Source organism: Testudinibacter sp. P80/BLE/0925, from assembly GCF_053570785.1.
The window spans coordinates 94,987-120,773 of the sequence record NZ_CM131636.1 but is presented as its reverse complement, the minus strand read 5'-3'; the positions used below and the strand labels follow the sequence as shown (position 1 = coordinate 120,773).

Sequence of the window (25,787 nt, the reverse complement as noted above, 5' to 3'; positions counted from 1 at the left end):
TTGCCTGGCTTTCGCGCCAGTCATACGGCTTGCAACCGCGTTGCAAACCGCACTTCGCATTTGCGCCACAATCACGCCGCACTAGGCATTATTCTATCACGCAACAATTTTTATTATTTTATCGGCGGCGCGTCCGCTGTCTACTATTGAGTAAAATATGACTGAAACAACTTTAACATTTAATGATTTAGGTTTGCCTGAATCGCTTATTTCCGCTGTCACCGCTATGGGATTCGTCAATCCGTCCCCGATTCAGCAAATTTGCATACCGCACTTGCTAAACGGCCGTGATGTGCTGGGTATGGCGCAAACCGGCAGCGGCAAAACCGCTGCGTTCTCCTTGCCGTTATTGGCACAGATCGACGCCGACGTGCGCACGCCGCAAATGCTGGTGATGGCGCCGACCCGTGAATTGGCGATTCAGGTTGCCGATGCCTGTGAACAATTCAGCAAAAACATCAAAGGTTTGAACATTGTTACGCTGTACGGCGGACAACGCTATGACATTCAATTGCGTGCCTTGCGTAAAGGCTCGCAAGTGGTGGTCGGTACGCCGGGACGGATTTTGGATCATATCCGCCGCGGCACATTAAACTTATCCGAACTGCGTTTTATGGTGCTGGACGAAGCCGACGAAATGTTGCGCATGGGCTTTATCGACGATGTGGAAGAGGTGATGAGCAAATTGCCGGAACAGCACCAAACCGCACTTTTCTCCGCGACCATGCCGGAGCCGATTCGTCGCATTACCCGTCGCTTTATGCAAGATCCGCAAGAAGTGAAGATTCAGGCAACGCAACAAACGCTGCCGGATATCACCCAAAGCTGCTGGTATGTCAACGGCGTGCGCAAAAACGAAGCCTTGCTGCGTTTCTTGGAAGTGGAGGATTTTGACGCAGCGATTATTTTCGTGCGCACCAAAACCGCGACCTTGGATTTAGCCGAATTATTAGAAAAACACGGGCACAGTGCGGCGGCGTTGAACGGCGACATGACCCAGCAACTGCGTGAACAAACTTTGGATCGCTTGCGTAACAACCGCTTGGATATTCTGATTGCGACCGATGTTGCCGCACGCGGTTTGGACGTGGAGCGAATCAGCTTGGTGGTGAACTACGATATTCCGTTAGATGCGGAATCTTATGTACACCGTATCGGCCGTACCGGGCGTGCCGGGCGTGCCGGGCGTGCATTGTTGTTTGTCGAAGGGCGTGAAAGACACTTGTTGCGCAACGTAGAACGTTTGATCAAAAAACAGATCGACGAAGTGGATCTGCCGAATCATAAAACGTTGGAAGCCTGTCGCCGTGAGAAATTTAAACAAAAAATTTCCGCCCAGTTGGAACACCATGATTTGGAAAAATACCGTAACCTATTGGAAGATATGTTCACAGCCGATCAGGATCATGAAGATTTGGCCGCGGCGATGATGATGTTGCTGCAGGGCAAACAAAAATTGATTTTGCCTCCGGACGCGCCAATCAAACCGCGCCGTGAACGCCAAGAAAATTCGCGCTCAGCGGATCGCCGTGGACGTGATCGCGATGACCGTTTCGGCGATCGTCGCGACGAACGTTCCCGTCCGGCGCGCGAGCAGATGCCGATGGATTTATACCGTATCGAAGTCGGTCGTGCCGACGGCGTGGAAGTGAAGCATATCGTCGGTGCAATCGCCAACGAGGGCGACATTGACAGCCGTTATATCGGGCACATCAAACTGCATGACGATTATTCGACCATCGAACTGCCGAAAGATATGCCGAAAGAATTATTGCAACACTTCGGTAAAACCCGCGTGTTAAACAAACCGATGCAAATGCGTTTTGTGGAAGAAGTGAAAGGCGACGGTGGTTTCGGCGGGCGAGGCGAACGCAAAGGCGGTTTCGGACGTGGGCGTGATAGCCGCCGTGAAGGCGGATTCCGCGAGGGCGGACGTTCTGATTTCCGTTCAGGACGCGGCGACCGTTTCTCCGAGCGTAATGATCGCAGCGGCAAACCGGGTTTTGAGCGCAAACCACGCCGTAGCGGACGTAGAGAAGGATAATTTCTATATCAAGCAATCCCTTTGGGATTGCTTGAGCGCAGACAAAGATTAAAATACACAATTGATATTGTAAAAGTAGGGGCGGATTATATATCCGCCCGAATTGTACTCCGCATTTTCCCTTTATTAATTAAATGCTTATACCGCACTTCGTAAACGGGCGGATATATAATCCGCCCCTACTTTGCTTTATCATCAAACATCTTTGTTAATAAACTGTCAGCCCCACAACGGGGATGTTTTTTCATTGAGATCACCATGACCGCACTTGAACAAGATCAACATTTTATGCAGCGCGCATTGGCGTTAGCGGACTATGCCGAATCGCTGGGCGAAATTCCGGTGGGCGCAGTGTTGGTGGACGAAAACGGGCAGATTATCGCCGAAGGTTGGAATGCTTCTATTCTAAAGCATGATCCGACCGCGCACGCCGAAATCGAAGCGATTCGCAAAGCGGCAAGTGCGGTACGGAATTACCGCTTACTCAATACCACGTTGTATGTCACCCTTGAACCCTGCACCATGTGCGCCGGGGCAATTTTGCACAGCCGGATTAAGCGCTTGGTGTTCGGTGCACGTGATTATAAAACCGGCGCGGTCGGTTCACGTTTCCATTTTTTTGATGATTACAAAATGAACCACTTTCTGGAAATTACCGCCGGTGTATTGGAGCAAGAATGCAGCGCAAAACTGAGCGCGTTCTTTCAACGGCGACGGTTGGAAAAGAAAGCGGAAAAGCTAACCGGCTGATTTTTAATAGAAAAGTAGGGTCGGGTGTATATCCGCCCGAACCGCACTTTGTAAACGGGAGGATATATAATCTCCCCCCATCATTGTCTCATTTGAGCAACTTGAGTTATTCAAGTCGCTTTTTTATCGCTTATTCATCATCATCTTGCACTAATTGCTTCAATTGTGCGGCAACGTCGTAAATTTGAGCTTTGGCGGTGTCGAGTAACTCGTCGGTGCTTTCTTCGCTGACAAGGCTGATGACCATCGGTAAATTCATGCCGCTGTAGAGCGAAATGCGATCTAAATAACGCATGGCGATGTTGCAAGGTGTGCCGCCCATAATGTCGCACAGCACGACAATTTCGCCCGATGTCGTCTTGGCGAGTGCTTGTTCGAATTTCTGTTGAAAATCTTCACTGCCTTCGTGTGGGTATAAGGCAACGGTTTGCGCCCCGTCGATTTTGCCTAAAATCATTTCGGCCGTGCCTAACAGACCTTGTGCAAATTCACCGTGGCTGATTAAAATAATGTTCATAAAATTGTCCTCGTTATAGATTTTTTGTGGTTAATTGCTTGTAAATAGGCTCGGCAGAAAAGCGAAGTGCGGTCGGGCGTACGCCTTCGGTTTCAAACACGATAATCTCATTCTTGCCTTGTCGCAGATAAGGCGCAGGCAGGTAGAGATAGCAGGTCGGGCCTTCCGACCAGTATCGCCCTAAATTTTTGCCATTGACGATAATCACCCCTTTGCCTAATTCGCGGGTGTCGATAAAGCTGTCTTGCGGTTCGTCGTCAATCGTCAAGGTGAACTGATAAAATGACGGCGTGGCGGAGTTGGCTGAACCGCTGAAATCCAGTTGCTGCAACTTATTGAAATCAATGTAGTATTGTTGCCAATTGCTGTGAAAATGCAGATCCAACACTGCGCCGCCGCTGATCCCTTTACACTGTGTCGGCGCAAGCATTTTGCCGCCGTAATTGACCCGTCCCATATTTTCCACCAATAAATCCAACTGGAAGCGATCATTCGGGGTTTGCAGCATAATATCTGCGCCGATTTCATGTTGATATTGGGTGGCGACTTTTTGTTGATCGTTGAACACCTGTACCCGATCACGGGCTTGATAAATCCGCAGTTTCAGCTCGTCGCTATGGCTGTCGGCAAACGTGCGGTAGAGCATATAGCCGTGATAATGCCCCAATTGCTCCATATTTTGCGTGTAGAGGCTGTCGTGGCGGCAACTGATTTTGTCTAAGGTGCTAAACAGCGAAACTTCCTGTTGCAGCGGCAGATCGGCATAACGGCAAAAGTGCGGTAACAGCGGTTCACAAATCGGGCTGGCATCGGGATACTGTTTCAGCACTTGTTGCAGCAGATAAAATTTTTGTGACGGCTCGCCCCATTCGCGGATCGGCGCGTCGTAGTCGTAGGAGGTCACTTGCGGCAAATCGGTGTCGCCGCGCGCAGAACAGCCGTTCCAAAAACCGAAATTTGTGCCGCCTTGCAACATATAAAAGTTGATACTGGCACGGTCGAGCAGGGCTTTAGCGCAATCGGCAAGATCTTGTGCGTCGCGCGTAATCACCGGCTCTTTCCAACGGTTAAACCACCCGTCCCAAAATTCCATACACATTAATGGAAAAGTGCGGTTGTGGCGGCGGAAGTAGAGTTGTAATTGGTCTAAATTTTCATCGCTGCGTGAGCCGAAATTGCCGGTCGGCAGAATGCCGTCTTCAATCAGCGCACCGGCTTCCAGCGCGTTTTGCCACGCGCCGTCTGAGGTGAACAGCGGCACATCGACACCGTTATCGAGCATGATCTGTTTGATTGCGCGTAGGTAATCTTTATCGTTGCCGAACGAGCCGTATTCGTTTTCGATCTGCATCATAATGATATTGCCGCCGTGTGTGATTTGATACGGCGTAACCAGTGGCAGCAGGTGATCGAGATAGGTTTTGACCGGGATTAAAAATTCGGGGGTGTTGCTGCGCGGGCGCAAGTTCGGTATGTTCAGCAACCAAGCCGGCAAACCGCCGAATTCCCATTCGGCGCAGATATACGGCGACGGACGCAGAATCACATAGAGATCAAGCTGTTGCGCAGTTTGAATAAAACGGACCAGATCGGCGTTGTCGTCAAAATAGAATTGGTTCGGTTGCGGTTGGTGCAAATTCCATGCAACGTAGGTTTCGACAGTATTGCAGCCCATGGCTTTCAAATTGTAAAGCGTGCGATACCAATATTCCGGTACGATCCGAAAATAGTGCACCGCGCCGGAGATAATCTTAAACGGTTTGCCGTGCAGTAAAAAATCGTGTTCGCCAATTTGAAAGGGCATGCGTTACTCCTTATTGCTGATGTAGGTTTTGAATAATGGTTAAAATGGCGTTCATGTCTTTGCCGCTGTAGTCGGCGTTGGATTGATCAATCGGCAAGCGCGTTTCTTCATAAGCGATCACGCGCAGCCCCGCACTTTTAGCGGCGGCGATACCGTAATGGGAATCTTCGATCACAATCACCTTGCTTTTATCTACTTGTAATGTGGCAACGGTGTGGTTATAAATCGCCGGATCGGGCTTGCTGCGCGGAAAATGTTCACCGCTGACAATCAAGTCAAAGTGCGGTCGAATGCCGCATTCGTTTAAAACGTGTTCAATATGTTGTTGGCGTGAGGACGAGGCAACTGCCACTTTAATTTGGTTTTTGGCGGCAAAATCCAAAATATGGCGAATATCGTGACGCAGAATGTCGGGATAATATAAATTTTTCACGCTTTGCGCGCTGTATTCGCCCAGTTGCTGTTCGATTTCGGCTAAGGTCAGCCGATGATTAATCAATTCGGCAATGGTTTGGTATAAGTCTTGGTAAGATTTACCGACTAACACAGAGGTGTCGAGTCGGGCGCGTTCTTGCGGATCGTCGATAAACGAGCCGATGAACGCAGTTTGATTGGCGAAATCAATAAATTCGGAATCGACGATCACGCCGTCCATATCAAAAATAATTGCTTCTAACATTGTCGATTTCACTCGGTGAAAGGGTTATAAGGAAACGCAAAGCACAGGTTGCGGGGACTCTCGTTCGCTGTGCTTTGCCGGTTATTGTTATTTTTTGCTAGTGCTTTTGTGACCATTAGTGTGTCAAGCTGATTAACCTTTGGCTAAGATACCTAACCAAGACAGCAAGATACACAGCACGATAATGATCATAATCGCTTTATTCGAGGTCATTTTCTTACGTCCTAATAACCAGTAGATAAAGCCGACCACTAACGCAGGCACTAATCTTGGCAAAATCAGATCCAAGTTAGCTTGTGCCGACACCACTTTTTCACCGATGGTTGCCACATAAGGAACGGAAACGTTCACCATGGTGGCGCACATCACCCCGACAACGAACACCCCCAGTACCGTGGCGGCGTTGGTTAAGGCATTCAGTTTGTGCCCTAAGGTGGTGACAAGGCTGACCCCTTCGCGATAAGCGATTTTCAATTGCGCCCAGCGGAACACCATGGTGGCGATTGCCACCAGCACCCACAAGCCGACGCCCAACGGATTGCCGCCGATTGCCATGGTGGCGGCGATTGCCCCCATAATCGCAGGGACTAATGACCCGAAGATCGCATCACCGATGGCGGCGAACGGGCCCATTAAACCGGATTTGATCCCGGCAACCGCTTCAAGGGATTTCGTGCCTTGCTTTTCTTCTAATGCCAAGTCGATCCCTTTCACAATAGTGTTAAAGAACGGGCTGGTGTTGAAGAATTGGTTGTGCATGACCATCATTTTTTGCAGTTCAGGCGTGTTGTCGCCGTACATTTTGCGTAATTGCGGTAATAAAATCCACAGGTAACCGGAGCCTTGCATCCGCTCGTAGTTCCAACCGACTTGGTTGAATAACAAGTTGCGGATATTGATTTGGCGGAAGTCCGCATCGGTCAATTTGTAATTTTTCGGATTACCGACCGCAGTAGTTTGATTAGAGTTCGTCATCTTCAATTTCTCCTGTTGCAGAGGTGGATTTTTGCGTCTGTGCGGTATTATTGCTTTCGTTGACACTGCGTTGGTATGCAAGAATGGCGAAACCAAAACCGATAGCCGCCATGGCTAACATTGGTACGCTGTTGTAAGAGCGTCCTAATGCTGCCGGCAGTAAGCCGTCTAACGCATTGCCGATAGCAGCAATGTTGCCGAACAAGGTGATGAAGATAGCCGTTAAAGCGAAGCTTAAAATCAAGTAAGCAATGTGGCGTTTGGTTGGTAAGTAGCGTAACAAGATAGCAAAACCCAGTGCCGGTAACACGCCGCCGGCTAAGGTTAAACCGTCGGCGATGATTTTCAAAATACCGGTTTGCATGGCTTCTGCCAATTTCGCCACGAACGGACCGCCGAATACCAATGCCAAGAAGATCGGAAGCGCACGAGAGAGACCCCAAGCCAGCGCACCGAGCAGATAGTTGACGCTAATCGCCTTATACGCATGGTCTGTGATGTTTTTATCGATACGGTGTGCGAAGAATACGTTAGACATTCTCGCCAAAATATCGGTATAAACCATCAATGCCGCAATCGGTACAGCCAGCGAGGTTAAGGCTAAGGTCGGTTCCATGCCGACTGCAATGGAGAATGCGGTTGCGATAACGGTGCCTGAGTTGGCATCAATACGTGAAGCCCCGCCGAAAGTCCCCACACCCAACACCGTTAATTGCATTGCGCCGCCGATTAACAAACCGGTTGTCATATCGCCCATAATCAGACCGGTAATAAATCCGGCGAAAACAGGTGAGCCGGCACTGGAAACAATGGTTATTTCATCTAAAATTTGATAAAACGCATACAGCGTAATCAAAAGTATTTGCCACCATTCGATCATAGTCGTTACTCCTTATAAAAGTTTCATTAAGTCGATCTTTTCTTCATTGGGCACCATTTGAGCCGTTAAATGGATGCCTTTTGCAGAAAGTTGTTTGAAGACCTCGACGTCCGCATCAGTGATGTTGACTGACTTTTTGATCGAACGGGTTTGGTCTGTTTGGGACATATTGCCGACATTGATGTCTGTCAGCTCCACACCTTGCTCGACCAATCGAAGCAAAGTCTGTGGATTGCGTGTAATCAGCAAAACGCGTTGGGTGTCGTAACGCCCTTCGTTAATATTATTTGCTGCTTTTTCAACCGTGAGCACGCTGAGTTTCACCCCCGCAGGGCAAGCCAAGCGTAAACCTGCTTTATCAATATCATTATCGGCAGCGGTGTCGTCCACCACCATAATGCGTGAAATATTCAGGTACGAGGTCCATAAATTTGCGACTTGTCCGTGAATTAAGCGCCCGTCAATGCGGGTATGAATAATTGCCATAATGAACTCCTTTTTGTGCCTATTTTTTGTGTTGTTATAAAATCGTTATTCAATACCGTCGTTAAAATCGAATCGGCGTTGCATTTTGTTGTAAGACGGCATCCAATTCTTGAATATTTTTAATGCCTTCGGTTTTGAGCCACTCGATAGAGGCTTCTTTGCCTTGCGCTTTATAAAGTTTTGCACCGTCAGCCCAAGTGGCTCGGCCGCACAGCACGCCGTTGTAGTGTGAACCGGCTTGTTTGGCGAACACCAGCGTTTGTTGGAACAGTTCGGCGGAAACCCCCGCACTTAAGAAAATGAACGGCAAATCCGAAACCGCACTTTGCTCGGCAAAATAGGCTGCGGCTTCCTGTTGGCTGTATAACGCCTCGCCTTCGGCAAAACCTTCCACATATTTCATATTGACCGGCACTTCCACCTTGAATACGTCCACACCGTATTTCGGATCGGCATAGCTGCGCATGGCTTCGATCACTTTGCGCGGTTTCAGCTTGGCGTATTCTTTTTCATCTTCGGTATTGGCATCGTAGGTTAAAATCTCTAAGAACAGTGGCATTTCTTCTGCTTTGCATTCGGACGCAATCCGCTCGACAAAGGCTTTTTTGCGATCGTTAATGCAATCCGGTTCGTCAACATCCACATAGAGCAATAATTTGACTGCGTCAGCGCCTTTTTCTTTTAAACGCAGCACAGACACGTCGTCGATCAGATCGGGAAAGCGCCCGACGGCGGTTTTGTCATAGCCGGTTTTTTCATACGCCATCATCAAACCGGCCTCGGTATCACGCACGCCAGCCGCCGTCCAACCAAATTCAGGGTCAAGCAAAATTGACGAGGCATTCGGGGTTAAAATAGTGGAAACCAAACTTTTAAATTCACTGATTTGTTCGGGGGTGATGTCGTCTCCCAACATTCTTTTTAACGCGCCGCGTTGGTCGATGGCAAGCGCGCTGATCACACCTTGTGCGTTACAAATTTTTTTGAGTCGTTCTGTTCTTTTAGACATAATATCAATCCTTTAGATTCCGTCTTCTTCCTGTGTAGTATGAGTTTTACTGTGGGTTAATTCTTCGCTGAGTTTGACGATGCCTTGCTTGCCGCTGTTAACAGCCAGCTCGACTAACTCGGTAAACGTTAATTCGTCTTTTTCCATGGCACATTCAATTAACATTTGTAAGTTTGTGCCGGTAATGACTTCTTGGATCGGGAGTTGTTGTGCGACGAGCGAGGCGGTTCTGAATGGCGAGCCTCCGAGAATATCACAACAAAACAATACGCCGTCTTGATGTTCAAGCTGCGTAAGTGCGGTTAAAATTTCATCTTTGAGTTGAGCAGGACTTTTGCTTTCAGGGAAATCAATAAAGGCGAGATTTTCCTGTTCACCGATGATTTGGTTTAAGGCATATTGAATACCCGTAGCAAAACGACCGTGTCCCAGCACAATAATACTGATCATAAGGACTCCTTAAATCTGGTTGGGGTTACCCCCAACCAAGCCTGAGAGATTGTTTATTACAGGAAACCGGCAAAGCGTCCGATGATTCCTAAAGCAACGGTAAGGATAATCAGACGTAACGGAGACCAACCTTTTTTCACCAACCAGTACATCAAGATGGTGTAAACCAGTGGGAAGAAAGCTGGCATTAGTTTATCAATTACATCGGCTTGCACTTTAACCACGGCATCACCGGCAGTAATTTCCAAAGTGGTGTTAAAGCGGATATAGGTTGCGACCAATGCACCGATCACGGTCATCCCGACGATAGAAGCGGCATGTCCGACTTTCTTGGTATTGGCTTTAATCACCGGAATAGCGGCAACCCCCATGCGATAGGAGTAATGCGCTAAGCCGAAACGTAAACCGAAGTGAACGATATTAAATACCACGAAGAAGAAAATCGCCCCCATAATCGAGCCTTGTAATGCCAAGCTGGCACCGATCCCGCCGCAAATCGGTAGTAAGGTCAGCCAGAACATTGCATCACCGATTCCGCCTAACGGCGCACCGACCGCAATTTTGGTACTCTGGATACTGTTAACGTTCTGTTTGGAACGCTCCATAGCCAGAATGATCCCCATCACAAAAGTGACCAAGAACGGGTGGGTATTAAAGAACCCCAGATTCCCTTTCATCGACTTGGTTAAGTCGGCTTTATTGGTATGGATTTTTTTTAGTGATGGTGCAAGTCCGTACAACCAACCTGCCGCCTGCATTCTTTCATAGTTAAAAGAGGCTTGTAACAACAGCGAACGCCATGCCATCACGTTAATATCACGTTTGGTCAGTTCAGCACCGATAGTTTGATCTTCATAAACATCATCATTGAGTGCTGTTGTTTGAGTATTCAGTTTAGATTCCATCTTCAAACTCCTCTTTTTGAACTTTCACTTCGGCAGTTTCACTGCCTTTACGCATGTAGTCGATAATCGCCATGGCAGTTGCGGCAGCGGCGATGGCTAGGATTGGCAACTGTAACCAAGCGGCGGCAACGAAGCCTAAAATAAAATACGGGATATAGACGTTTTTCATCATGATTTTCATCAATACTGCAAACCCGATTGCCGGCATGATACCCCCGGCGACCCCTAAGCCGTCGATGACTTGTTTTGGCAACATTTCGATGATTTTTCCGGCGTGTTCCGCACCGAAATAAACCGGTAGGAAAGCACAGAAGAAGTAGAACGTACCGAGCACCAACAAACCGAAGTAGTTGACGTAATCAATGCCTTTCAGATTGGCGTCTTCCGCCATTTGGTCACAGCGCGACATCACGGCTGACATGATAGAAAATAGGAATGTGATCCCCATTTGCACTGCAATCGCAAACGGCACGGCGACCCCGACGGCAACGGTCGGATCGGTTTTGGTGGTAATCGCAAAAGTCGCACCAACCACGGTACCGATAATCACGTTTGGCGGTTGAGCTCCGGCGAGTGGTGCTAAGCCCATCCAGACCAATTCCAAGGTACCACCGACTAAAATACCGGTCTGTAAATCGCCAAGTACCAGACCGACAATCGGACCTAGTACAACCGGACGGTGGAAGTGGGTTAAGCCGTTATAGAGATCGAGACCTGCTATAAAAGCAATAATGCCAAGGATAATTGATTGTAGTAATCCAATTTCCATGAGTTGTCTCCTTACTTGAGTAATTTAAATAGATCAGTGGATTCCTCGGTTGGAACGCCTTGGATATAGCATTCCACCCCAAGTTGTTGCAGCTTTTTGAAAGCGGCGGCATCTTGTGGATCGACTGATACCGTTTTGTGGATTTGTTGTTTGCCTTCGGCAAAATGCATATTGCCGACATTGATTTTTTTCACCGGAACCCCGCCTTCGACCAATTTCAGGAAATCAGACGGACTGCGGCAGACCAACAGGATTTTTTGTCTGTCGGCGGCACGATGAATATTGTCAATTACTTTTTGTAATGGCCAGAAACGAACGTCAATTCCATCTGCCAGCACCATTTCCATTAAATTTTGTTGCATTTCGTCTGCCGCCACTTCATCATTGGCGACCAATACCAAATTGGCACCGGCAAAACCGACCCATTGCACCCCGACTTGCCCGTGAATCAGACGTTCATCAATTCGGCTTAATACGATATTTGGCATAACTTTCTCCTTATTGTTGTAAATTGATACATAAAGTGCGGTTAAGGCTTATACGGGTGAATAATCACACCTTGTACCACGCGGTTTACTTCACCGGTCGGACACGGGTTATCAGTGGTGTGTCCGGTAAGGTAAGAGCGATAGAATGAAAACATTTGTGCAAAGATGATATACGGAAAAGCAAGTGCCATATCCGATACCGCACTTAATGTGCCTAAACAAATTTGCTGCTCGGCAGGCAGGCGACTTTCCAGTTCGGCGGTTAAGACCACCAAGCGTTGTACTTTGCCGTCGCGCAGAATTTCATTACATAAATCAATATCATATTGACGGGTGTAAGGATTGTTGGAAAGATAGACAATCACCGTGGTTTTGCTGTTGATAATCGATTTCGGACCGTGACGGAAGCCCAGCGGCGTGTCATAAATCGCCACCACTTCGCCGGCGGTCAGTTCCAATAATTTCAAGGCCGACTCTTGCGATAAGCCTTTGAAACCGCCGCTGCCGAGATAGACAATCCGTTCAACCGCTTCGCCGGCTAAGGTTTTCACCTGCCAATGTTTGTCTTGGATAAAGCGTTCGGCGCAATCGGCGAGTTGTTGCACTTGCGCAAGGTCAAAGTGCGGTTGGAAAAAGATCAGCGCGGTTGCCAAGGTCATGCTGGAGAAACTCGAGGTCATGGCAAAGCCGTTATCATTGGTTTGTGGCGGTAACGCGAGCGCGTAGGCGTTGTCGGCTTGATAATTTTCTTGATACAGTTTGCCGTTTTGGTTGCAAGTGATGATTAAATGGTAGCTGTTCTCCACGAATTGATTCAGCAACTGCACCGCCGCCGCACTTTCCGGGCTGTTGCCGGAACGCGCAAAAGAAATCAATAACGTCGGCTGATCGTGTTTCAGATATTGGTACGGGTTGGAGACCAAATCGGTGGTGGCAATCGCCGTGGCTTGAAGTGCGCTCCATTGGTTAAAAAACGGTAACAATACTTCGCCGGAAAAAGCGGAAGTGCCGGCACCGGTTAAAATGAGGCGTAAGTTATCTTTGGCTAACAGTGGCGCCAAAAAATCATCAATGGCTTGCCGTTGTGAATCGATGATTGAGGCGGTTTGCCGCCAACAATCAGGTTGCTGACAAATTTCTTTTGCCGTCCATAAGGCATTAGCTTGTTCGAGGGATTCGCCGGCGATGCCCAAATAATCCATGTCTGACTCCTTATCAGTAAATAGAGAACGAATAAATTGCATTCGTTGGGTAAGGAGTCGAATTGACCGTTTGGCAATGCAAATACGTGTTGAAAATTTAAAACATGATTGGCATAGTTAATTGCTGTTGACTAAAATGACCCGCACACCCTGTTGTTGAAAGGCTTGCAAATAGTCGGGCGGAATGGCGTTATCGGTAATGAGAATATCAATTCCGGCAAACTTGCGAATCACATGAACACTGCGTTTACTGAATTTGCTTGAATCCGTCACCACGATAATCTGTGCCGAAATATTACACATCAAGCGGTTCAAATTGGCTTCCTGCTCATTATGCGTGGTAATTCCGACTTTCAGATCGTAACCGTCTACACCCAAAAATACTTTGTCAAAAACATAATTTTCCAAACTTTTTTCTGCGGAAATACCGGAAAAAGAGAGTGCGTTTTTTCTTAACGTGCCGCCGGGCATTCGCACCTGAACGCCGTCTGCCGCCGTCAGCTCCATTGCTACGTCTAAACCGCTGGTCATCACCACCACATCATTTAAGTGCCGCATATTTGCTGCGATTTCTTTGGTGGTAGTGCCGGAATCCAAGATAATCGAATCGCCGTCATTAATCAGTTTGGCCGCGGCTTGTCCGATCAGGCGTTTGATCTCGACGTGTTGGTTGCGTTTCTCTTTAATCGACAATTCGCCGATGATTCGGTTATTCGGCAAAGCGAAACCATGCGAACGCAATAGTAATCCTTGTTTTTGCAGATAACTGAGATCGCTGCGAATGGTGACGCTGGAAACCGCACAATGTTGTGCCAATGCTTCGACGCGAATACTGCCTTGAGCATTAACGATTTGTACAATTTGCGAACGTCTTTCCACAGTGCTTGTCATTTTCAACCCCTTACGAAAACAAACTTAATATTTCATTTGCTTTCGAATTGATTTTGAATGGCTTCATTTTTGGAGTAAAGCAAGATATTTTAAAATCAGAGAGCTATCACATTTTTTGTTTCATTACAGTTGATATTTGTGATGGTTATAACGATTTTGCGGCTGCTTTTATAAGGATAAACGGAATTGGAATATAGCAAATGAAAGCAAAAGAAAATTATTTCAAATAACTTATTAAATCCGGATAATGGGCGGCAAGTTGCCGCCATTTATGATTATCTATTTGTAATGAAAGGAGAAACTCGCCATTTTCGCTAATGTTTTCGCTGCGGATATGGTTTTGTTGATAGAGTAAGTGGCGGATTTTGCCCGCCGTCACCGGCAGCGACAGTTGCAAATGTAAAATTTGGTTTTCGAGCCGTTTTTGAATCGCTTGCCGTAGTAATTCAATTCCTTCTCCGTTCTGTGCAGAGAGATAGACCGCACTTGGCTTACCTTGATCGTCATAGTCGATATGCGGAGCGACATCTTCACATTGATCGATTTTATTGAACACCAATAAATAAGGTACGGTAGACGCCCCGATTTCTTCCAACACCGCATTGACGGCGTCGATATTTTCCTGACGGCGTTCATCGGAGGCGTCGATCACATGCAATAGCAGCGTGGCTTCGGTGGTTTCTTGCAGGGTAGATTTAAAAGCTTCGACTAAATCGTGCGGTAAATGGCGGATAAATCCGACGGTATCCGCCAGAATCGTAGTGCCGACATTTTCAATCTCCAACTTACGCAAGGTCGGATCAAGAGTAGCGAACAGTTGATCGGCTGCATAGACCTCGGCGCTGGTTAAGGCGTTGAACAAGGTTGATTTACCGGCATTGGTATAACCAACCAAGGATAAGGTCGGAATTTCGGCTTTTTGCCGGGTGCGACGGTTGAGATTGCGCTGTTGGCTGACTTTTGCCAGCTTGGATTGCAATTGCGCCAACCGCACTTTGATTAAACGGCGGTCGGTTTCGAGCTGGGTTTCGCCCGGACCGCGCAAACCGATCCCGCCCTTTTGTCGTTCTAAGTGGGTCCAACCGCGGATTAAGCGGGTGGAAATATGTTTCAGCTGTGCCAGTTCGACTTGCAGTTTGCCTTCGTGCGAACGGGCGCGTTGGGCGAAGATGTCAAGAATCAGGGTAGTGCGGTCAATGACGCGGCAGCCGCACAATTTTTCTATGTTACGGTTTTGTGCGGCGCTGAGAATATGGTTCACCAGTACGATATCGGCATTATGCAATTTGACCGCCTCCGCCACTTCTTCCGCTTTGCCTTGTCCGATAAAATATTTCGGTTGCGGCGCAGAACGCGCGGTGGTCAGCACTTCAATCACATCAACTTGCGCCGACGCGGCAAGTTGGCGGCATTCCTCGATGTTTTCCGGATCTTTTTGCTGTGAAAAAAAGACATGTACCAAAATCGCGCGCTCATTTTGCAACAACTGATCGCGGATATCTTTACGGCCTAAGCTCAGATCGAAAAGAGCGCTCTGCTGTTCGCTTGGAGCGCTGTCATTATCATATTCAGACAACGTGATTTCCTACAACCAGATTATTCGCTATCGCTAACGTCCGTTTTATTCTCACTGCTTTGCGCTTGAGAATTGTTATGGTGTGAAATCGCCCGTGCCGGCACCACGGTGGAAATCGCATGCTTGTACACCATTTGACTAACGGTATTTTTTAACAAAATAACAAATTGGTCAAATGATTCGATTTGTCCTTGCAGTTTGATCCCGTTGACCAAATAAATAGACACGGGAATGCGTTCACGACGAAGTGAGTTCAAGTAAGGATCTTGTAATGATTGTCCTTTTGCCATAATTGGATTCCTTATATTTTAGTTATGATGTTTTAGTTATAGTCTTACAAATTTTTAAGCAAAACCGGAAACGACCGCAGTATGTCTGTCCCTCTATTTCAATATAGCAACTTTATTTCCGAAAGTCACCCGTCTGCAAGAGGGCGGAGCCGCTTTCTTGCAAAATTTGCATAATTTTTTGTTTTGCTTGCGGAATTGCCAAACTGTCCAGCCAGTGAATCTCCGATTTCCAGCCCCTTAGCCAGGTTATTTGCCGTTTTGCCAGTTGGCGGGTGGCGCAAATGCCACGATAGATCATGTCGGCATGATCATAATCGCCGCGCAAATATTCCCACATTTGACGGTAGCCGACGCACCGAATGGAGGGAAGATCCGGATGCAGATCGCCACGTTGATAGAGCGACCGCACTTCCTGTTCAAAGCCTTGCATGATCATATTATGAAAGCGTTGTTCAATGCGCTGATGTAATACCGCACGATCTTGCGGCGCAATCGCAAATTGCATAATCCGATAGGGCAGGGCTTCGCCTTGGATTGCCGTCAGTTCGGTCATGCTTTTGCCACTGATATAATACACTTCCAAGGCGCGGTTAATCCGCTGCGGATCATTGGGGTGGATCCGTGCGGCTGCAATCGGATCAACTTGTTGCAGTTGTTGGTGCAGATATGCCCAGCCTTTTTCGGCGGCAACCGCTTCAATTTCAGACCGCACTTTGTCATCTGCCGACGGCAACGGTGATAACCCCTCAAGTAAGGCTTTGTAATACAACATAGTGCCGCCGACCAACAACGGAATTTTACCCTGTTGAGTGATCGATTGCATTTCGCGCAGTGCGTCATGACGGAAATCGGCGGCAGAATAACTTTCCGCCGGATCTTTAATGTCGATTAAGCGATGTGGCGCTAAAGCTAATTCCGCCGGGTTCGGTTTGGCGGTGCCGATATCCATGCCACGGTAAATCAATGCCGAATCGACACTAATCACCTCGAACGGCAACTGTTGGCGCAACTGAATCGCCAAGTCGGTTTTACCGGAGGCGGTCGGTCCCATGAGGAAAACAGCCAAAGGTTTGCGGTTGCTCATAGGGTATTTCCTAATCGATAAGGCTGTAGATCCAATGGCAGCAAGAGTTGTTTAAATTGCGCCGATTCGCTGTCGAGCAGCTGCTCTAAACGCGCGAATTCGGCATTGGCATCGGCTAAGGTTTGCAGTGGCGGCAAGGTTAAATTGTTGATTAAGTGCGTGAGGAAATCGTTAAATTTACTCAGGTTACTCTGATTGAGCAAGCCGACCAGACAGGCTTGCAGATTTTGCTGGCGCAACACTGACGGCACGGCACTCACGGTTAAGCGGCTTTTGCCGTGCTGTTGATACAGCGTGATTTCAAAGCCGCAACGGGCAAAGTGCGGTTGCCGTTGCGTCCAATGTTCGGCTTGGATCTGATCTAAATGCAACACCAACGGAATCAGTAGCGGCTGATGAGGGATTTTTTCTTGTTGTAGTTCTTGCGTTAATTTGCAGCGTTGCAACGCCGGCACTTGCACAAAATAGAGCCGTTGCTGCCGTTGCAATAATAACAGTTGCTCGTCCGCCAGCAAGGTTAACAGGCGCAAGTGCGGATTTTGCTGAATTTCCCATGACGGCGCGGGCTCTTGGATTGGCATAGGATTTGGATTCAACGTCGAATAGCTCACGGTTGCAGGTTGCAGCAACTGATGATATGCCTTGCCTTCTGCCGGGCGATAAGCCGGGCGTTCTGAAAAATCCCGCGGCGCATGATCACTCGCCGAAGTGCGGTTTGAACTTGCACTGACCGCACTTGCGCTTGGTGCCGGCGCAAAAATATTTTCCCCCGCTGCGGCACGATTAGGGGCTAGTGGCGATTGCATTTCCGTTTCGATAAAATCTAAGTTATCGGCCGTTGCCAACGCATTCAGTACGCCCTGATAGATAAAGTCATGTATTAAACGACTTTGGTGAAACCGCACTTCGTGTTTTGCCGGATGTACATTGACATCAACCTGTGTCGGATCAAGATCGATAAACAACACGAATGCCGGAAACGCCTCGCTGTGAATGTTATCGCCATAGGCTTGACGCACCGCATGGTTGATGGTTTTATCGCGCATCATACGCCCGTTGACATAACTGTAATTCAGATCGTTTTGCGCACGTAAAAAACGGGTGTTGGCGACCCAGCCGTAGAGGTGCAAATCGTTGTGCTGCCAGTTGATTTCCAATGCATTTTCGACAAAATCTTGTCCGCAAATCGCAGCCAAGCGTTTCAGTTTTTGCTGCGGACTGCCGGCTTTACGGTATTGGCGTACGATTTTGCCGTTGTGGGTTAAGGTGAAAGCCGCTTGTGATTTGACCAACGCAATGCGACGCACCACTTCGTCAATATGGCTGAATTCGGTTTTTTCGGTGCGCAAAAATTTGCGTCGTGCCGGCGTATTGAAAAACAGATTCGCCACTTCGACCGTGGTGCCGACAGGATGTGCCGCCGGCTGAATGGTGGTTTCCATCTCGCGTCCCTGTGCGAATACCTGCCAGGCTTCGGTTTGTTGCGGCGGTTTGGAGGTCAGGGTCAGGCGTGAGACCGAGCTGATACTGGCAAGGGCTTCGCCACGGAAACCGAGGCTTAAAATCGCTTCTAAATCTTCTAACGTGCTGATTTTACTGGTGGCGTGGCGTGATAAAGCGAGAGCTAACTCCGCTTTCGGAATGCCAAAACCGTTATCACGAATGCGGATTAAGCCTGCACCGCCTCGCTCGATGTCAATCTGAATGTCGTCCGCTCCGGCGTCAAGGCTGTTTTCCACCAGTTCTTTCACCACCGACGCAGGACGTTCCACCACCTCACCGGCGGCAATCTGGTTAGTCAGTTGTGGCGAAAGAATTTGAATCGGCATGCTGTTTAATCCCGTAATTTAATTTTTTGTCCGATACGGACATTGTCGTTTTTCAACTTATTTAAACGCTGTAATTCACGAATTTTGATATTGTATTTAATTGAGATTCCGCCCAGACTTTCTCCCGCTTTCACGGTGTGGAATTGCGGGGTGCTGCTCGCCTTATTACTTGCTTTGCCGCCGGCTTTATTGCTTTTAGCCGTGTTGCCCGCCCGGCCGGCGACCGCACTTGCCTCACCGCTTGTGTTGTAATAATCAATCAAACCGCGATAAATGGCATTGGCGATTTGGCGGCGGTAAGCGGCGGTTGCCAGTTTGCTTTCTTCTTCATGATTAGAAAGGAAACCGGTTTCCACCAACACCGACGGAATATCCGGCGAACGCAATACCCCGAGGCTGGCGTGTTGCGGCACGTTTTTGCTCAATTTGGCAAAGCTGCCGAAGCGTTTCAGAATGGCTTGCCCTAACTGATAACCGGCGCGTTGCGAATGCCCGAATTGCAGATCCAATACGGTTTGGTTCAAATATTTTTCATCGTGCGACGCCAAAACATTACCGGCGCCGCCCAATAATTCCGATTGTTTTTCATGATCTTCCAACCAACGCCCCATTTCGCTGCTGGCACGTTTATTTGACAGCACCCAAACCGAGGCGCCGCGTAGCGACGGTGATCCGTTGGAGTCGGCATGGATGGAGATTAAATAATTGGCTTTGTTCTTCCGCGCAATTTCCGAGCGGTTCGGCACCGAAATATAGTAATCGCCGGTGCGGGTCAATACACTTTTGAAACGGTGATCTTTATCCAATAGGGCTTTTAATTCTTTAGCAATTTGCAGGGTAACCACTTTTTCACGCAAGCCTAAACCGGTGCCGATTGCACCGGGATCTTTGCCGCCATGGCCGGCATCAATTGCGATGACTAACACGCCGGTACGGGCGGCGTTGCTTCTGGCAGCCGTTGCTTGATTTTTCGTGGTGGTGGCGGTTTTAACCGTCTCTTTCGCCACTTTTGCTGCGCTAGTGCCGGTTTTTGTTGCTGCGGTTTGACCGGCGGCATTATCGACCATCAGTGTAATTTTTTTACCGTTATTGTGGAATTTAAAACCGCTTTTTTGTTTGAGTTCTAATACCACCCGCAGGGTAGTGGAACGGGGCGGGTTGCTGGTGCGCAGATTGGCCACGACACTGTCGTTAATCTTTCTCGGCAACAACTTGGCGTGAGCTTGGCTGTTGGCAAAGTCAATCACCAAGCGTTCCGGATTTTGCAAGGCAAAATAGCTGTATTTGGTGGCGAGCGAAAAAGAAAACTCGATTTGCGTTTTTTTGTTTTCATTTTTCACATTCAGTGCGGTCAGGGTGCCCGCGTTGGCGGAAAAACTGATAAAGCCGAGTAAAAGTGTCAAAAAGTAAGTGATAAACAAAGCAAATTTTTTCATTCTGGCGTCTTTCGTCAAATCAAAACAGTTAAATATAAATTCGGTTATGCTGCTGCGTGCGCTTGGTTGCGTTAGTGCAATTGTGCCGCAATGCGTTCACCCATTTCGCTGTGCGCCGTGAGTTGCAGCTCACGTCCTTGTGCTAAATAGTTGAGTTGAATGGTTATGTCCGCCGCAGGAATCATGCCTTGCCCGCGCTCCGCCCATTCCAATAATGCCAAGCTGCCGGATTGAAAATAATCACGAATGCCCATAAACGCCAATTCTTCCGGATCGGCGAGGCGATACAGATCAAAGTGGTAAACATTCAAGGTCGGCAGAGGGTATTCTTCGACTAAAGTATAAGTCGGACTTTTGACATTACCGTTATGCCCCAGCGCCTGAATTATACCGCGGCTAAACGTGGTTTTGCCCGCACCTAAACCACCATATAAATAGACAACAAAGCCCTGTTTTTGTTCCATTGCATTATATTTGATCAAAAGCGCGCTCAGACGTGCGGCAAAGGCGAGCAATTGCGCTTCGTTTTCAAATTGGATTTGATATGGAGATGTTGCTAGTGGCGACATAATTCAACTTAATATAAACGGAATATCCAAACTAAAATCAGGCGCTAATGATAGAGGAATTTTGCTGTGAATGCACGGTTTTATCTGCATAGAAACCGCACTTTATAGTGCAATAAAAAGAGATAAACTAGGTAAACGATAAGGTTTGAGAATTTGGAGCGGGAAACGAGACTCGAACTCGCGACCCCAACCTTGGCAAGGTTGTGCTCTACCAACTGAGCTATTCCCGCATTTGAATGGTCTGACGTAATCAGTGGGGTGCATTATACAAAAATTTTTTTTGCCTGCAACCCCAAATAATAAAAAAAAGTTTGATTGTCGAAAATGACAGCAAAAAGCGTATGATTTTTAGCTTTGCGACGTATTTTTGTTCAAATCAATAAAATGTTCGCGGTAATAAGCGAGTTCGGCAATCGATTCCCGGATGTCATCGAGCGCCAAATGGGTATTCTGTTTTTTAAAACCGTCTAAAATTTCCGGTTTCCAGCGGCTTGCCAGTTCTTTCACGCTGCTGACATCGAGATAGCGGTAGTGAAAATAGTCGGCTAATTCCGGCATATATTTGAACAAAAAGCGCTTATCTTGCGCCACGCTGTTGCCGCAAATCGGCGAGCTGTTTTTCGGCACCCATTTTTTCAGAAAATCCAAGGTGCGCAATTCGGCGGCACGTTCGCTTAATTTGCTTTCTTTAACGCGCGAAACTAAGCCGTTGGCGGTATGGGTTTTGCTGCACCATTCGCTCATGGCGTTGAGTAAACTGTCCGGCTGGTGAACGGCAAGCACCGGTCCTTCGGCAAGTATATTCAGATCTTTATCGGTGACAATGGTGGCGATTTCAATGATTCGCTCTTTTTCCGGATCCAAACCGGTCATTTCAAGATCAATCCAGATCAGATTTTGTTTATCGAATGGCATAATATGCGGTATCCTAGTCGTTCAAAAATTATCTCATTTACGCGCTATTTTAGCGTAAAAACCAGCGGGAGTAAGGAAATTTTTTGAGTAAGCAAAAGTTAACAAAAAATCAGAAGCGCCGAATTCAATCTAACCAACAGAAAACGTTAAGTCATTATCAGCAGCGGAAAAAAGAAACGCGTGAGATTGAATGGCAGGATGACATGTTGGGCGAAATGCAAAGCGGAAGGGTGATTTCCCGTTATGCGCTGCATGCCGATATTGAAAACAGCGTAGGCGAGGTATTTCGCTGTAACTTGCGCCGCACCTTAAGTAATTTGGTGGTTGGTGATCGGGTGTTGTGGCGTGCCGGACATCAGCAATTGCAAGGGATCAGCGGCGTGGTGGAAGCGGTGCAGGAGCGTAAAAATGTGCTTTCCCGTCCGGATTATTATGACGGGATTAAACCGATTGCGGCGAATATCGATCAAATTTTTGTGGTTTCGGCGATGTTACCGCACTTTTCCGCCAATATTATCGATCGTTATTTGGTGGTGTGTGAAAGTTTGGGGATTGAGCCGATTTTGCTCTTGAACAAAATTGATTTATGTACAGCGGAAGAGCGTAGCGAAGCCGAGCAACTGTTTGATATTTACCGCACTTTGGGTTACCGCGTGCTGATGGTTTCTTCTTATAGTGGCGAAAATATGCGGCAGTTAGCCGACATGTTGCGTGATGGCTGTTCGATTTTCGTCGGACAATCCGGGGTGGGGAAATCCAGTTTACTCAATGCGTTGCAACCGCACTTGGCATTGCAGATCGGCGCTGTCAGTGAAAATTCCGGTTTAGGGCAACATACTACAACGGTTTCCCGTTTGATTCGCTTAACCGACGGCGGCGAAGTGATTGATTCGCCCGGTATCCGTGAGTTTGGCGTATGGCATTTGGACGCGACCACCATTACCAATGGTTACCGTGAATTTCAGGACTATCTTGGCGGCTGTAAATTCCGCGATTGCAAACATCTGGACGATCCGGGCTGTGTGTTGCGTGAGGCAGTGGAGCAGGGCAAAATTCACCCGCTACGTTTTGAAAATTACCACCGCCTGATTCTGGCGTTGGACGAAAATAAGGCGCAACGGCATTTTGTTACAAATTAATTTGCGTTAGGGCATGAAACCGTGGTGCAAAACCGTGATAGGCAAATGTCAAATCCGCTCATAAAATGTAAGATGCGGTTAAAAAATAAACTTTTTTAATTAAAAACTGTGCGATACATCATATTTTTTCCAGTTATGCCTTGATTATTTAGGCGGAATATTGATACTAACCCAAATAATTATTTTAGTCGGTAAAATAATTATTAAAAAATTGTGATAATCAGGGTTGTGCCCGTATTGAACTAGGGGCGCCGTGATTTGCTATGAATCATATTGATTTATATTCAGTGTTACTCAGATAAATAAGGAAATTACTTATGTACTCAAAAGACGTTACCATTACTGCTCCAAATGGCTTACATACTCGCCCGGCTGCACAGTTTGTCAAAGAAGCAAAAGCGTTTGCCTCCGATATTACAGTAACTTCCAACGGTAAAAGCTCCAGTGCGAAAAGCTTGTTCAAATTGCAAACCTTAGGTTTGGTGCAAGGCACCGTCATCACCATCAGTGCCGAAGGCGAAGACGAAGAAAAAGCGGTTGAGCATTTGGTTGCGCTGATCCCGACTTTAGAATAAATCAATTTAAGCTGATTCGATTGTCGGTGGTTATTGCCTGTCAAGACAGGTTATAATTTAAGCAAGCTAAAGCGAATAGAGCTCTATTCGCTTCACTATTTTTATTCAACAAAGGTTTTATTATGATTTCAGGTATTTTAGCGTCACCAGGGATTGTCTTCGGTAAGGCACTGGTTCTGAAAGAAGAAGAGATTGTTTTAAATACAAAATCCATCGCTGCATCTCAGGTTGAGGCTGAAATTCAGCGTTTCTATGACGGGCGTGAAAAAGCGGTCGAGCAGTTAACCGCGATTAAAGAGAAAGCCACCAGAACATTAGGTGAAGAAAAAGGTGCCATTTTTGACGGGCACTTGATGATTCTGGAAGATGAAGAGCTGGAAGACGAAATTCTGGCCCTGATCCGTGATGATTTGGTGACCGCCGATTTTGCCGCCGGTTCCGTGGTTGATCAGCAAGTGACCATGCTGTCTGAAATCGATGATGAATATCTGAAAGAAAGAGCGGGCGATATCCGCGATATTGGTAACCGTTTAATCAAAAATATTTTGGGTATGAATATTGTTGATCTGGGGGAAATCAACGAAGAAGTCATTCTGATTGCGAATGATTTGACCCCGTCTGAAACGGCACAATTAAATCTAGACAAAGTGCTGGGTTTTATCACCGACATCGGCGGGCGCACCTCACACACCTCAATCATGGCGCGTTCTTTGGAGTTACCGGCGATCGTCGGCACCAATGTGGCAACCAAACTGATCGTCAGCGGCGACACCTTGATTTTGGATGCGGTCAATAATGAGATTTTCATCAATCCGTCACAAGAAGAGTTAAACCGTATTATCGGCTTGCAACAGCAATTGGCGGAAGAAAAAGCCGAACTGGCAAAACTGAAAGATTTACCGGCGGTGACCTTAGACGGGCATAACGTCGAAGTGGTGGCGAACATTGGCACTATCCGCGATGTGGAAGGCGCACACCGTAACGGCGCGGAAGGCGTTGGTCTCTATCGTACCGAATTCCTGTTTATGGATCGTGATCAGTTGCCGAGCGAAGAAGAACAATTCCAAGCCTATAAAGAAGTGGTTGAGGCGATGGACGGTAAATTGGTGGTGTTGCGCACGATGGATATTGGTGGCGACAAAGAGTTGCCGTATTTGAATTTACCGAAAGAAATGAATCCATTCCTAGGCTGGCGTGCGATTCGTATTGCTTTAGACAAACGTGAAATCCTGAATGATCAGCTAAGAGCGGTCTTGCGGGCTTCCGCATTTGGCAAACTGGCGATAATGTTCCCGATGATTATTTCGGTGGAGGAAATTCGTACGCTGAAAGCGGTGGTTACGGAATTAAAACAAGCGTTGCGCAACGAAGGCAAAGCCTTTGACGAAAATATTCAAATCGGCGTGATGGTGGAAACGCCGTCTGCGGCGGTGAATGCCAAATTCTTGGCGAAAGAAGTGGATTTCTTCAGTATCGGCACCAATGACTTGACCCAATACACCTTGGCGGTTGATCGTGGTAATGAATTGATTTCACACCTGTATAATCCGATGACTCCGTCGGTGTTGAGCCTGATTAAACAAGTGATCGATGCGTCGCACGCGGAAGGCAAATGGACCGGGATGTGCGGCGAGTTAGCCGGGGATGAACACGCCACGTTATTGTTGCTCGGCATGGGGCTGGATGAATTCAGTATGAGCGCGATTTCAGTGCCGCGGATCAAAAAATTGATTCGTAATGTGAACTATGCGGACGTACAAAACTTGGCAAACGAGGTGTTGCAACAACCGACTGCGGCGGATATTCAAGCGAAAATTTCGGCTTTTTTAACCGAAAACGGTTTAAACTAGATACAAATTAAAAAATTTCGGGTAACATAACAGAGATTTTTGATGGATTAATGAGGAGATTTAAAATGGGTTTATTTGATAAACTATTTGGTTCAAAAGACAATAAAGGTGCGGAAGTTGAAATTTATGCGCCATTATCCGGTGAAATTGTCAACATTGAAGATGTGCCGGACGTTGTTTTTTCGGAAAAAATCGTTGGTGACGGGATCGCAATTCGTCCTACCGGTAATAAAATTGTCGCCCCAATCGACGGCGTGATTGGTAAAATTTTCGAAACCAACCACGCATTCTCAATGGAATCCAAAGAAGGCGTTGAGCTTTTCGTGCACTTCGGGATTGATACCGTAGAATTAAAAGGCGAAGGTTTCACTCGTATTGCCGAAGAGGGGCAAGATGTGAAAAAAGGCGATACCATCATTGAATTTGATTTGGCAGTATTAGAAGCCAAAGCAAAATCAGTGTTGACGCCGGTGGTGATCTCCAACATGGATGAAATCAGCAGTATTGAAAAAGCCAGCGGCCCGGTTGTATTAGGCGAAACCGTGATTTTGAAACTGAAAAAATAAAATTTTCTTCATGCTTTAAAAACCAGACCTACAGTCTGGTTTTTGTTTTTGTCTACTATGCCTCGCCTAGTAGATAAAATAAAACCGGAAAATATTTTTATTTTCCGGT

25 protein-coding genes, 1 tRNA gene and 2 pseudogenes are annotated in these 25,787 nt (G+C 47.3%); 6 read left to right on the top strand and 22 right to left on the bottom strand.

All coding sequences use genetic code 11. The annotated features are described in order from the left end of the window. Positions 1-157: 157 nt before the first annotated feature. Together ACWA5Z_RS00520 and tadA are read left to right on the top strand one after the other, a co-directional pair. On the top strand, positions 158-2,044 hold the full coding sequence (locus ACWA5Z_RS00520; protein ID WP_431053353.1) for a DEAD/DEAH box helicase: 1,887 nt from the start codon (positions 158-160) through the stop codon (positions 2,042-2,044). Between the two features lie 258 nt (positions 2,045-2,302). Further along, positions 2,303-2,794 carry a tRNA adenosine(34) deaminase TadA gene (gene tadA, locus ACWA5Z_RS00515; protein WP_431053351.1) on the top strand — a complete coding sequence of 164 codons (492 nt, stop codon included), beginning with the start codon at positions 2,303-2,305 and terminating at the stop codon, positions 2,792-2,794. A gap of 130 nt (positions 2,795-2,924) precedes the next feature. On the opposite strand, the gene ACWA5Z_RS00510 is transcribed toward tadA, so the two are convergent. From ACWA5Z_RS00510 to orn, 22 genes and pseudogenes are all read right to left on the bottom strand, one after another. Continuing rightward, positions 2,925-3,311 carry a PTS sugar transporter subunit IIA gene (locus ACWA5Z_RS00510; RefSeq protein WP_431053349.1) on the bottom strand — a complete coding sequence of 129 codons (387 nt, stop codon included), beginning with the start codon at positions 3,309-3,311 and terminating at the stop codon, positions 2,925-2,927. Between the two features lie 13 nt (positions 3,312-3,324). Then, positions 3,325-5,115 (bottom strand): glycoside hydrolase family 35 protein, encoded by a 1,791-nt coding sequence (locus ACWA5Z_RS00505; protein WP_431053347.1) that lies wholly within the window; start codon positions 5,113-5,115, stop codon positions 3,325-3,327. Between the two features lie 10 nt (positions 5,116-5,125). Continuing rightward, the gene (locus ACWA5Z_RS00500; RefSeq protein WP_431053345.1) at positions 5,126-5,794 is read right to left on the bottom strand and encodes an HAD family hydrolase; all 669 of its coding nucleotides are present in this window, start codon (positions 5,792-5,794) and stop codon (positions 5,126-5,128) included. 132 nt (positions 5,795-5,926) lie between these two features. After that, on the bottom strand, positions 5,927-6,769 hold the full coding sequence (locus tag ACWA5Z_RS00495; RefSeq protein ID WP_431053343.1) for a PTS system mannose/fructose/sorbose family transporter subunit IID: 843 nt from the start codon (positions 6,767-6,769) through the stop codon (positions 5,927-5,929). Beyond that, positions 6,756-7,649: a PTS mannose/fructose/sorbose/N-acetylgalactosamine transporter subunit IIC gene (locus ACWA5Z_RS00490; protein WP_431053341.1), complete on the bottom strand. Its 894-nt coding sequence runs from the start codon at positions 7,647-7,649 to the stop codon at positions 6,756-6,758. Before ACWA5Z_RS00490 ends, ACWA5Z_RS00495 begins: the two co-directional genes overlap by 14 nt. 12 nt (positions 7,650-7,661) lie before the next feature. Then, positions 7,662-8,135 (bottom strand): PTS system mannose/fructose/N-acetylgalactosamine-transporter subunit IIB, encoded by a 474-nt coding sequence (locus ACWA5Z_RS00485; RefSeq protein ID WP_431053339.1) that lies wholly within the window; start codon positions 8,133-8,135, stop codon positions 7,662-7,664. Between the two features lie 61 nt (positions 8,136-8,196). Next, positions 8,197-9,144: a tagatose 1,6-diphosphate aldolase gene (locus ACWA5Z_RS00480; RefSeq protein ID WP_431053337.1), complete on the bottom strand. Its 948-nt coding sequence runs from the start codon at positions 9,142-9,144 to the stop codon at positions 8,197-8,199. Between the two features lie 12 nt (positions 9,145-9,156). Next, entirely contained in the window at positions 9,157-9,594 is a 438-nt protein-coding gene (agaF, locus tag ACWA5Z_RS00475) for a PTS galactosamine/N-acetylgalactosamine transporter subunit IIA (RefSeq protein ID WP_431053335.1), read from the bottom strand. 56 nt (positions 9,595-9,650) lie between these two features. Further along, positions 9,651-10,499, bottom strand: a complete 849-nt coding sequence (gene agaE / locus ACWA5Z_RS00470; RefSeq protein WP_431053333.1) for a PTS N-acetylgalactosamine transporter subunit IID — start codon at positions 10,497-10,499, stop codon at positions 9,651-9,653. Beyond that, the gene (gene agaW, locus ACWA5Z_RS00465; protein ID WP_431053331.1) at positions 10,489-11,268 is read right to left on the bottom strand and encodes a PTS N-acetylgalactosamine transporter subunit IIC; all 780 of its coding nucleotides are present in this window, start codon (positions 11,266-11,268) and stop codon (positions 10,489-10,491) included. The genes agaE and agaW overlap by 11 nt, the downstream gene beginning before the upstream one ends. Positions 11,269-11,279: 11 nt before the next feature. Then, positions 11,280-11,756, bottom strand: coding sequence for a PTS N-acetylgalactosamine transporter subunit IIB (gene agaV / locus ACWA5Z_RS00460; protein ID WP_431053329.1), 477 nt, complete (start codon positions 11,754-11,756; stop codon positions 11,280-11,282). A gap of 41 nt (positions 11,757-11,797) precedes the next feature. Beyond that, positions 11,798-12,958 (bottom strand): SIS domain-containing protein, encoded by a 1,161-nt coding sequence (locus tag ACWA5Z_RS00455; protein WP_431053327.1) that lies wholly within the window; start codon positions 12,956-12,958, stop codon positions 11,798-11,800. Between the two features lie 117 nt (positions 12,959-13,075). Continuing rightward, positions 13,076-13,849, bottom strand: a complete 774-nt coding sequence (gene agaR, locus ACWA5Z_RS00450) for a transcriptional repressor AgaR (protein WP_431053325.1) — start codon at positions 13,847-13,849, stop codon at positions 13,076-13,078. 217 nt (positions 13,850-14,066) lie between these two features. Further along, a complete protein-coding gene (gene hflX, locus ACWA5Z_RS00445; RefSeq protein WP_431054256.1) occupies positions 14,067-15,368 on the bottom strand; it encodes a ribosome rescue GTPase HflX in 1,302 nt (433 codons plus the stop codon). Positions 15,369-15,445: 77 nt separating this feature from the next. Next, positions 15,446-15,715: an RNA chaperone Hfq gene (gene hfq, locus ACWA5Z_RS00440; protein ID WP_431053323.1), complete on the bottom strand. Its 270-nt coding sequence runs from the start codon at positions 15,713-15,715 to the stop codon at positions 15,446-15,448. 112 nt (positions 15,716-15,827) lie between these two features. Continuing rightward, the gene (miaA, locus tag ACWA5Z_RS00435) at positions 15,828-16,799 is read right to left on the bottom strand and encodes a tRNA (adenosine(37)-N6)-dimethylallyltransferase MiaA (RefSeq protein ID WP_431053321.1); all 972 of its coding nucleotides are present in this window, start codon (positions 16,797-16,799) and stop codon (positions 15,828-15,830) included. Continuing rightward, positions 16,796-18,628, bottom strand: a complete 1,833-nt coding sequence (gene mutL / locus ACWA5Z_RS00430; RefSeq protein WP_431053319.1) for a DNA mismatch repair endonuclease MutL — start codon at positions 18,626-18,628, stop codon at positions 16,796-16,798. The genes miaA and mutL overlap by 4 nt, the downstream gene beginning before the upstream one ends. Positions 18,629-18,636: 8 nt before the next feature. Beyond that, positions 18,637-19,554 (bottom strand): annotated as a pseudogene (locus ACWA5Z_RS00425) (N-acetylmuramoyl-L-alanine amidase); the annotation flags it as partial. A 225-nt stretch (positions 19,555-19,779) separates the two neighbouring features. After that, positions 19,780-20,064: pseudogene (locus ACWA5Z_RS00420) on the bottom strand (AMIN domain-containing protein); the annotation flags it as partial. A 71-nt stretch (positions 20,065-20,135) separates the two neighbouring features. Next, positions 20,136-20,633, bottom strand: a complete 498-nt coding sequence (gene tsaE / locus ACWA5Z_RS00415; protein WP_431053317.1) for a tRNA (adenosine(37)-N6)-threonylcarbamoyltransferase complex ATPase subunit type 1 TsaE — start codon at positions 20,631-20,633, stop codon at positions 20,136-20,138. Between the two features lie 154 nt (positions 20,634-20,787). Then, a tRNA-Gly gene (locus ACWA5Z_RS00410) sits at positions 20,788-20,863 on the bottom strand. Positions 20,864-20,981: 118 nt separating this feature from the next. After that, positions 20,982-21,548 carry an oligoribonuclease gene (gene orn / locus ACWA5Z_RS00405; protein ID WP_431053315.1) on the bottom strand — a complete coding sequence of 189 codons (567 nt, stop codon included), beginning with the start codon at positions 21,546-21,548 and terminating at the stop codon, positions 20,982-20,984. 83 nt (positions 21,549-21,631) lie between these two features. Here orn and rsgA point away from each other — a divergent pair, with 83 nt between their 5' ends. From rsgA to crr, 4 genes are all read left to right on the top strand, one after another. Continuing rightward, a complete protein-coding gene (gene rsgA, locus ACWA5Z_RS00400; RefSeq protein ID WP_431053313.1) occupies positions 21,632-22,687 on the top strand; it encodes a small ribosomal subunit biogenesis GTPase RsgA in 1,056 nt (351 codons plus the stop codon). A 317-nt stretch (positions 22,688-23,004) separates the two neighbouring features. Then, on the top strand, positions 23,005-23,262 hold the full coding sequence (ptsH, locus tag ACWA5Z_RS00395; protein ID WP_084255248.1) for a phosphocarrier protein Hpr: 258 nt from the start codon (positions 23,005-23,007) through the stop codon (positions 23,260-23,262). Positions 23,263-23,384: 122 nt separating this feature from the next. Beyond that, positions 23,385-25,112, top strand: a complete 1,728-nt coding sequence (ptsI, locus tag ACWA5Z_RS00390; protein ID WP_431053311.1) for a phosphoenolpyruvate-protein phosphotransferase PtsI — start codon at positions 23,385-23,387, stop codon at positions 25,110-25,112. Between the two features lie 65 nt (positions 25,113-25,177). Then, complete coding sequence (gene crr, locus ACWA5Z_RS00385; RefSeq protein WP_431053309.1) at positions 25,178-25,678, top strand: PTS glucose transporter subunit IIA; 501 nt, start codon at positions 25,178-25,180, stop codon at positions 25,676-25,678. Positions 25,679-25,787: the final 109 nt, after the last annotated feature.

Excerpts from the sequence above, each read along its gene's own strand:
- ACWA5Z_RS00520 (WP_431053353.1), top strand. The coding sequence starts at position 158 with ATGACTGAAACAACTTTAACATTTAATGATTTAGGTTTGCCTGAATCG.
- tadA (WP_431053351.1), top strand. The coding sequence starts at position 2,303 with ATGACCGCACTTGAACAAGATCAACATTTTATGCAGCGCGCATTGGCG.
- ACWA5Z_RS00510 (WP_431053349.1), bottom strand. The coding sequence starts at position 3,311 with ATGAACATTATTTTAATCAGCCACGGTGAATTTGCACAAGGTCTGTTA.
- ACWA5Z_RS00505 (WP_431053347.1), bottom strand. The coding sequence starts at position 5,115 with ATGCCCTTTCAAATTGGCGAACACGATTTTTTACTGCACGGCAAACCG.
- ACWA5Z_RS00500 (WP_431053345.1), bottom strand. The coding sequence starts at position 5,794 with ATGTTAGAAGCAATTATTTTTGATATGGACGGCGTGATCGTCGATTCC.
- ACWA5Z_RS00495 (WP_431053343.1), bottom strand. The coding sequence starts at position 6,769 with ATGACGAACTCTAATCAAACTACTGCGGTCGGTAATCCGAAAAATTAC.
- ACWA5Z_RS00490 (WP_431053341.1), bottom strand. The coding sequence starts at position 7,649 with ATGATCGAATGGTGGCAAATACTTTTGATTACGCTGTATGCGTTTTAT.
- ACWA5Z_RS00485 (WP_431053339.1), bottom strand. The coding sequence starts at position 8,135 with ATGGCAATTATTCATACCCGCATTGACGGGCGCTTAATTCACGGACAA.
- ACWA5Z_RS00480 (WP_431053337.1), bottom strand. The coding sequence starts at position 9,144 with ATGTCTAAAAGAACAGAACGACTCAAAAAAATTTGTAACGCACAAGGT.
- agaF (WP_431053335.1), bottom strand. The coding sequence starts at position 9,594 with ATGATCAGTATTATTGTGCTGGGACACGGTCGTTTTGCTACGGGTATT.
- agaE (WP_431053333.1), bottom strand. The coding sequence starts at position 10,499 with ATGGAATCTAAACTGAATACTCAAACAACAGCACTCAATGATGATGTT.
- agaW (WP_431053331.1), bottom strand. The coding sequence starts at position 11,268 with ATGGAAATTGGATTACTACAATCAATTATCCTTGGCATTATTGCTTTT.
- agaV (WP_431053329.1), bottom strand. The coding sequence starts at position 11,756 with ATGCCAAATATCGTATTAAGCCGAATTGATGAACGTCTGATTCACGGG.
- ACWA5Z_RS00455 (WP_431053327.1), bottom strand. The coding sequence starts at position 12,958 with ATGGATTATTTGGGCATCGCCGGCGAATCCCTCGAACAAGCTAATGCC.
- agaR (WP_431053325.1), bottom strand. The coding sequence starts at position 13,849 with ATGACAAGCACTGTGGAAAGACGTTCGCAAATTGTACAAATCGTTAAT.
- hfq (WP_431053323.1), bottom strand. The coding sequence starts at position 15,715 with ATGGCAAAAGGACAATCATTACAAGATCCTTACTTGAACTCACTTCGT.
- miaA (WP_431053321.1), bottom strand. The coding sequence starts at position 16,799 with ATGAGCAACCGCAAACCTTTGGCTGTTTTCCTCATGGGACCGACCGCC.
- mutL (WP_431053319.1), bottom strand. The coding sequence starts at position 18,628 with ATGCCGATTCAAATTCTTTCGCCACAACTGACTAACCAGATTGCCGCC.
- tsaE (WP_431053317.1), bottom strand. The coding sequence starts at position 20,633 with ATGTCGCCACTAGCAACATCTCCATATCAAATCCAATTTGAAAACGAA.
- orn (WP_431053315.1), bottom strand. The coding sequence starts at position 21,548 with ATGCCATTCGATAAACAAAATCTGATCTGGATTGATCTTGAAATGACC.
- ptsH (WP_084255248.1), top strand. The coding sequence starts at position 23,005 with ATGTACTCAAAAGACGTTACCATTACTGCTCCAAATGGCTTACATACT.
- ptsI (WP_431053311.1), top strand. The coding sequence starts at position 23,385 with ATGATTTCAGGTATTTTAGCGTCACCAGGGATTGTCTTCGGTAAGGCA.
- crr (WP_431053309.1), top strand. The coding sequence starts at position 25,178 with ATGGGTTTATTTGATAAACTATTTGGTTCAAAAGACAATAAAGGTGCG.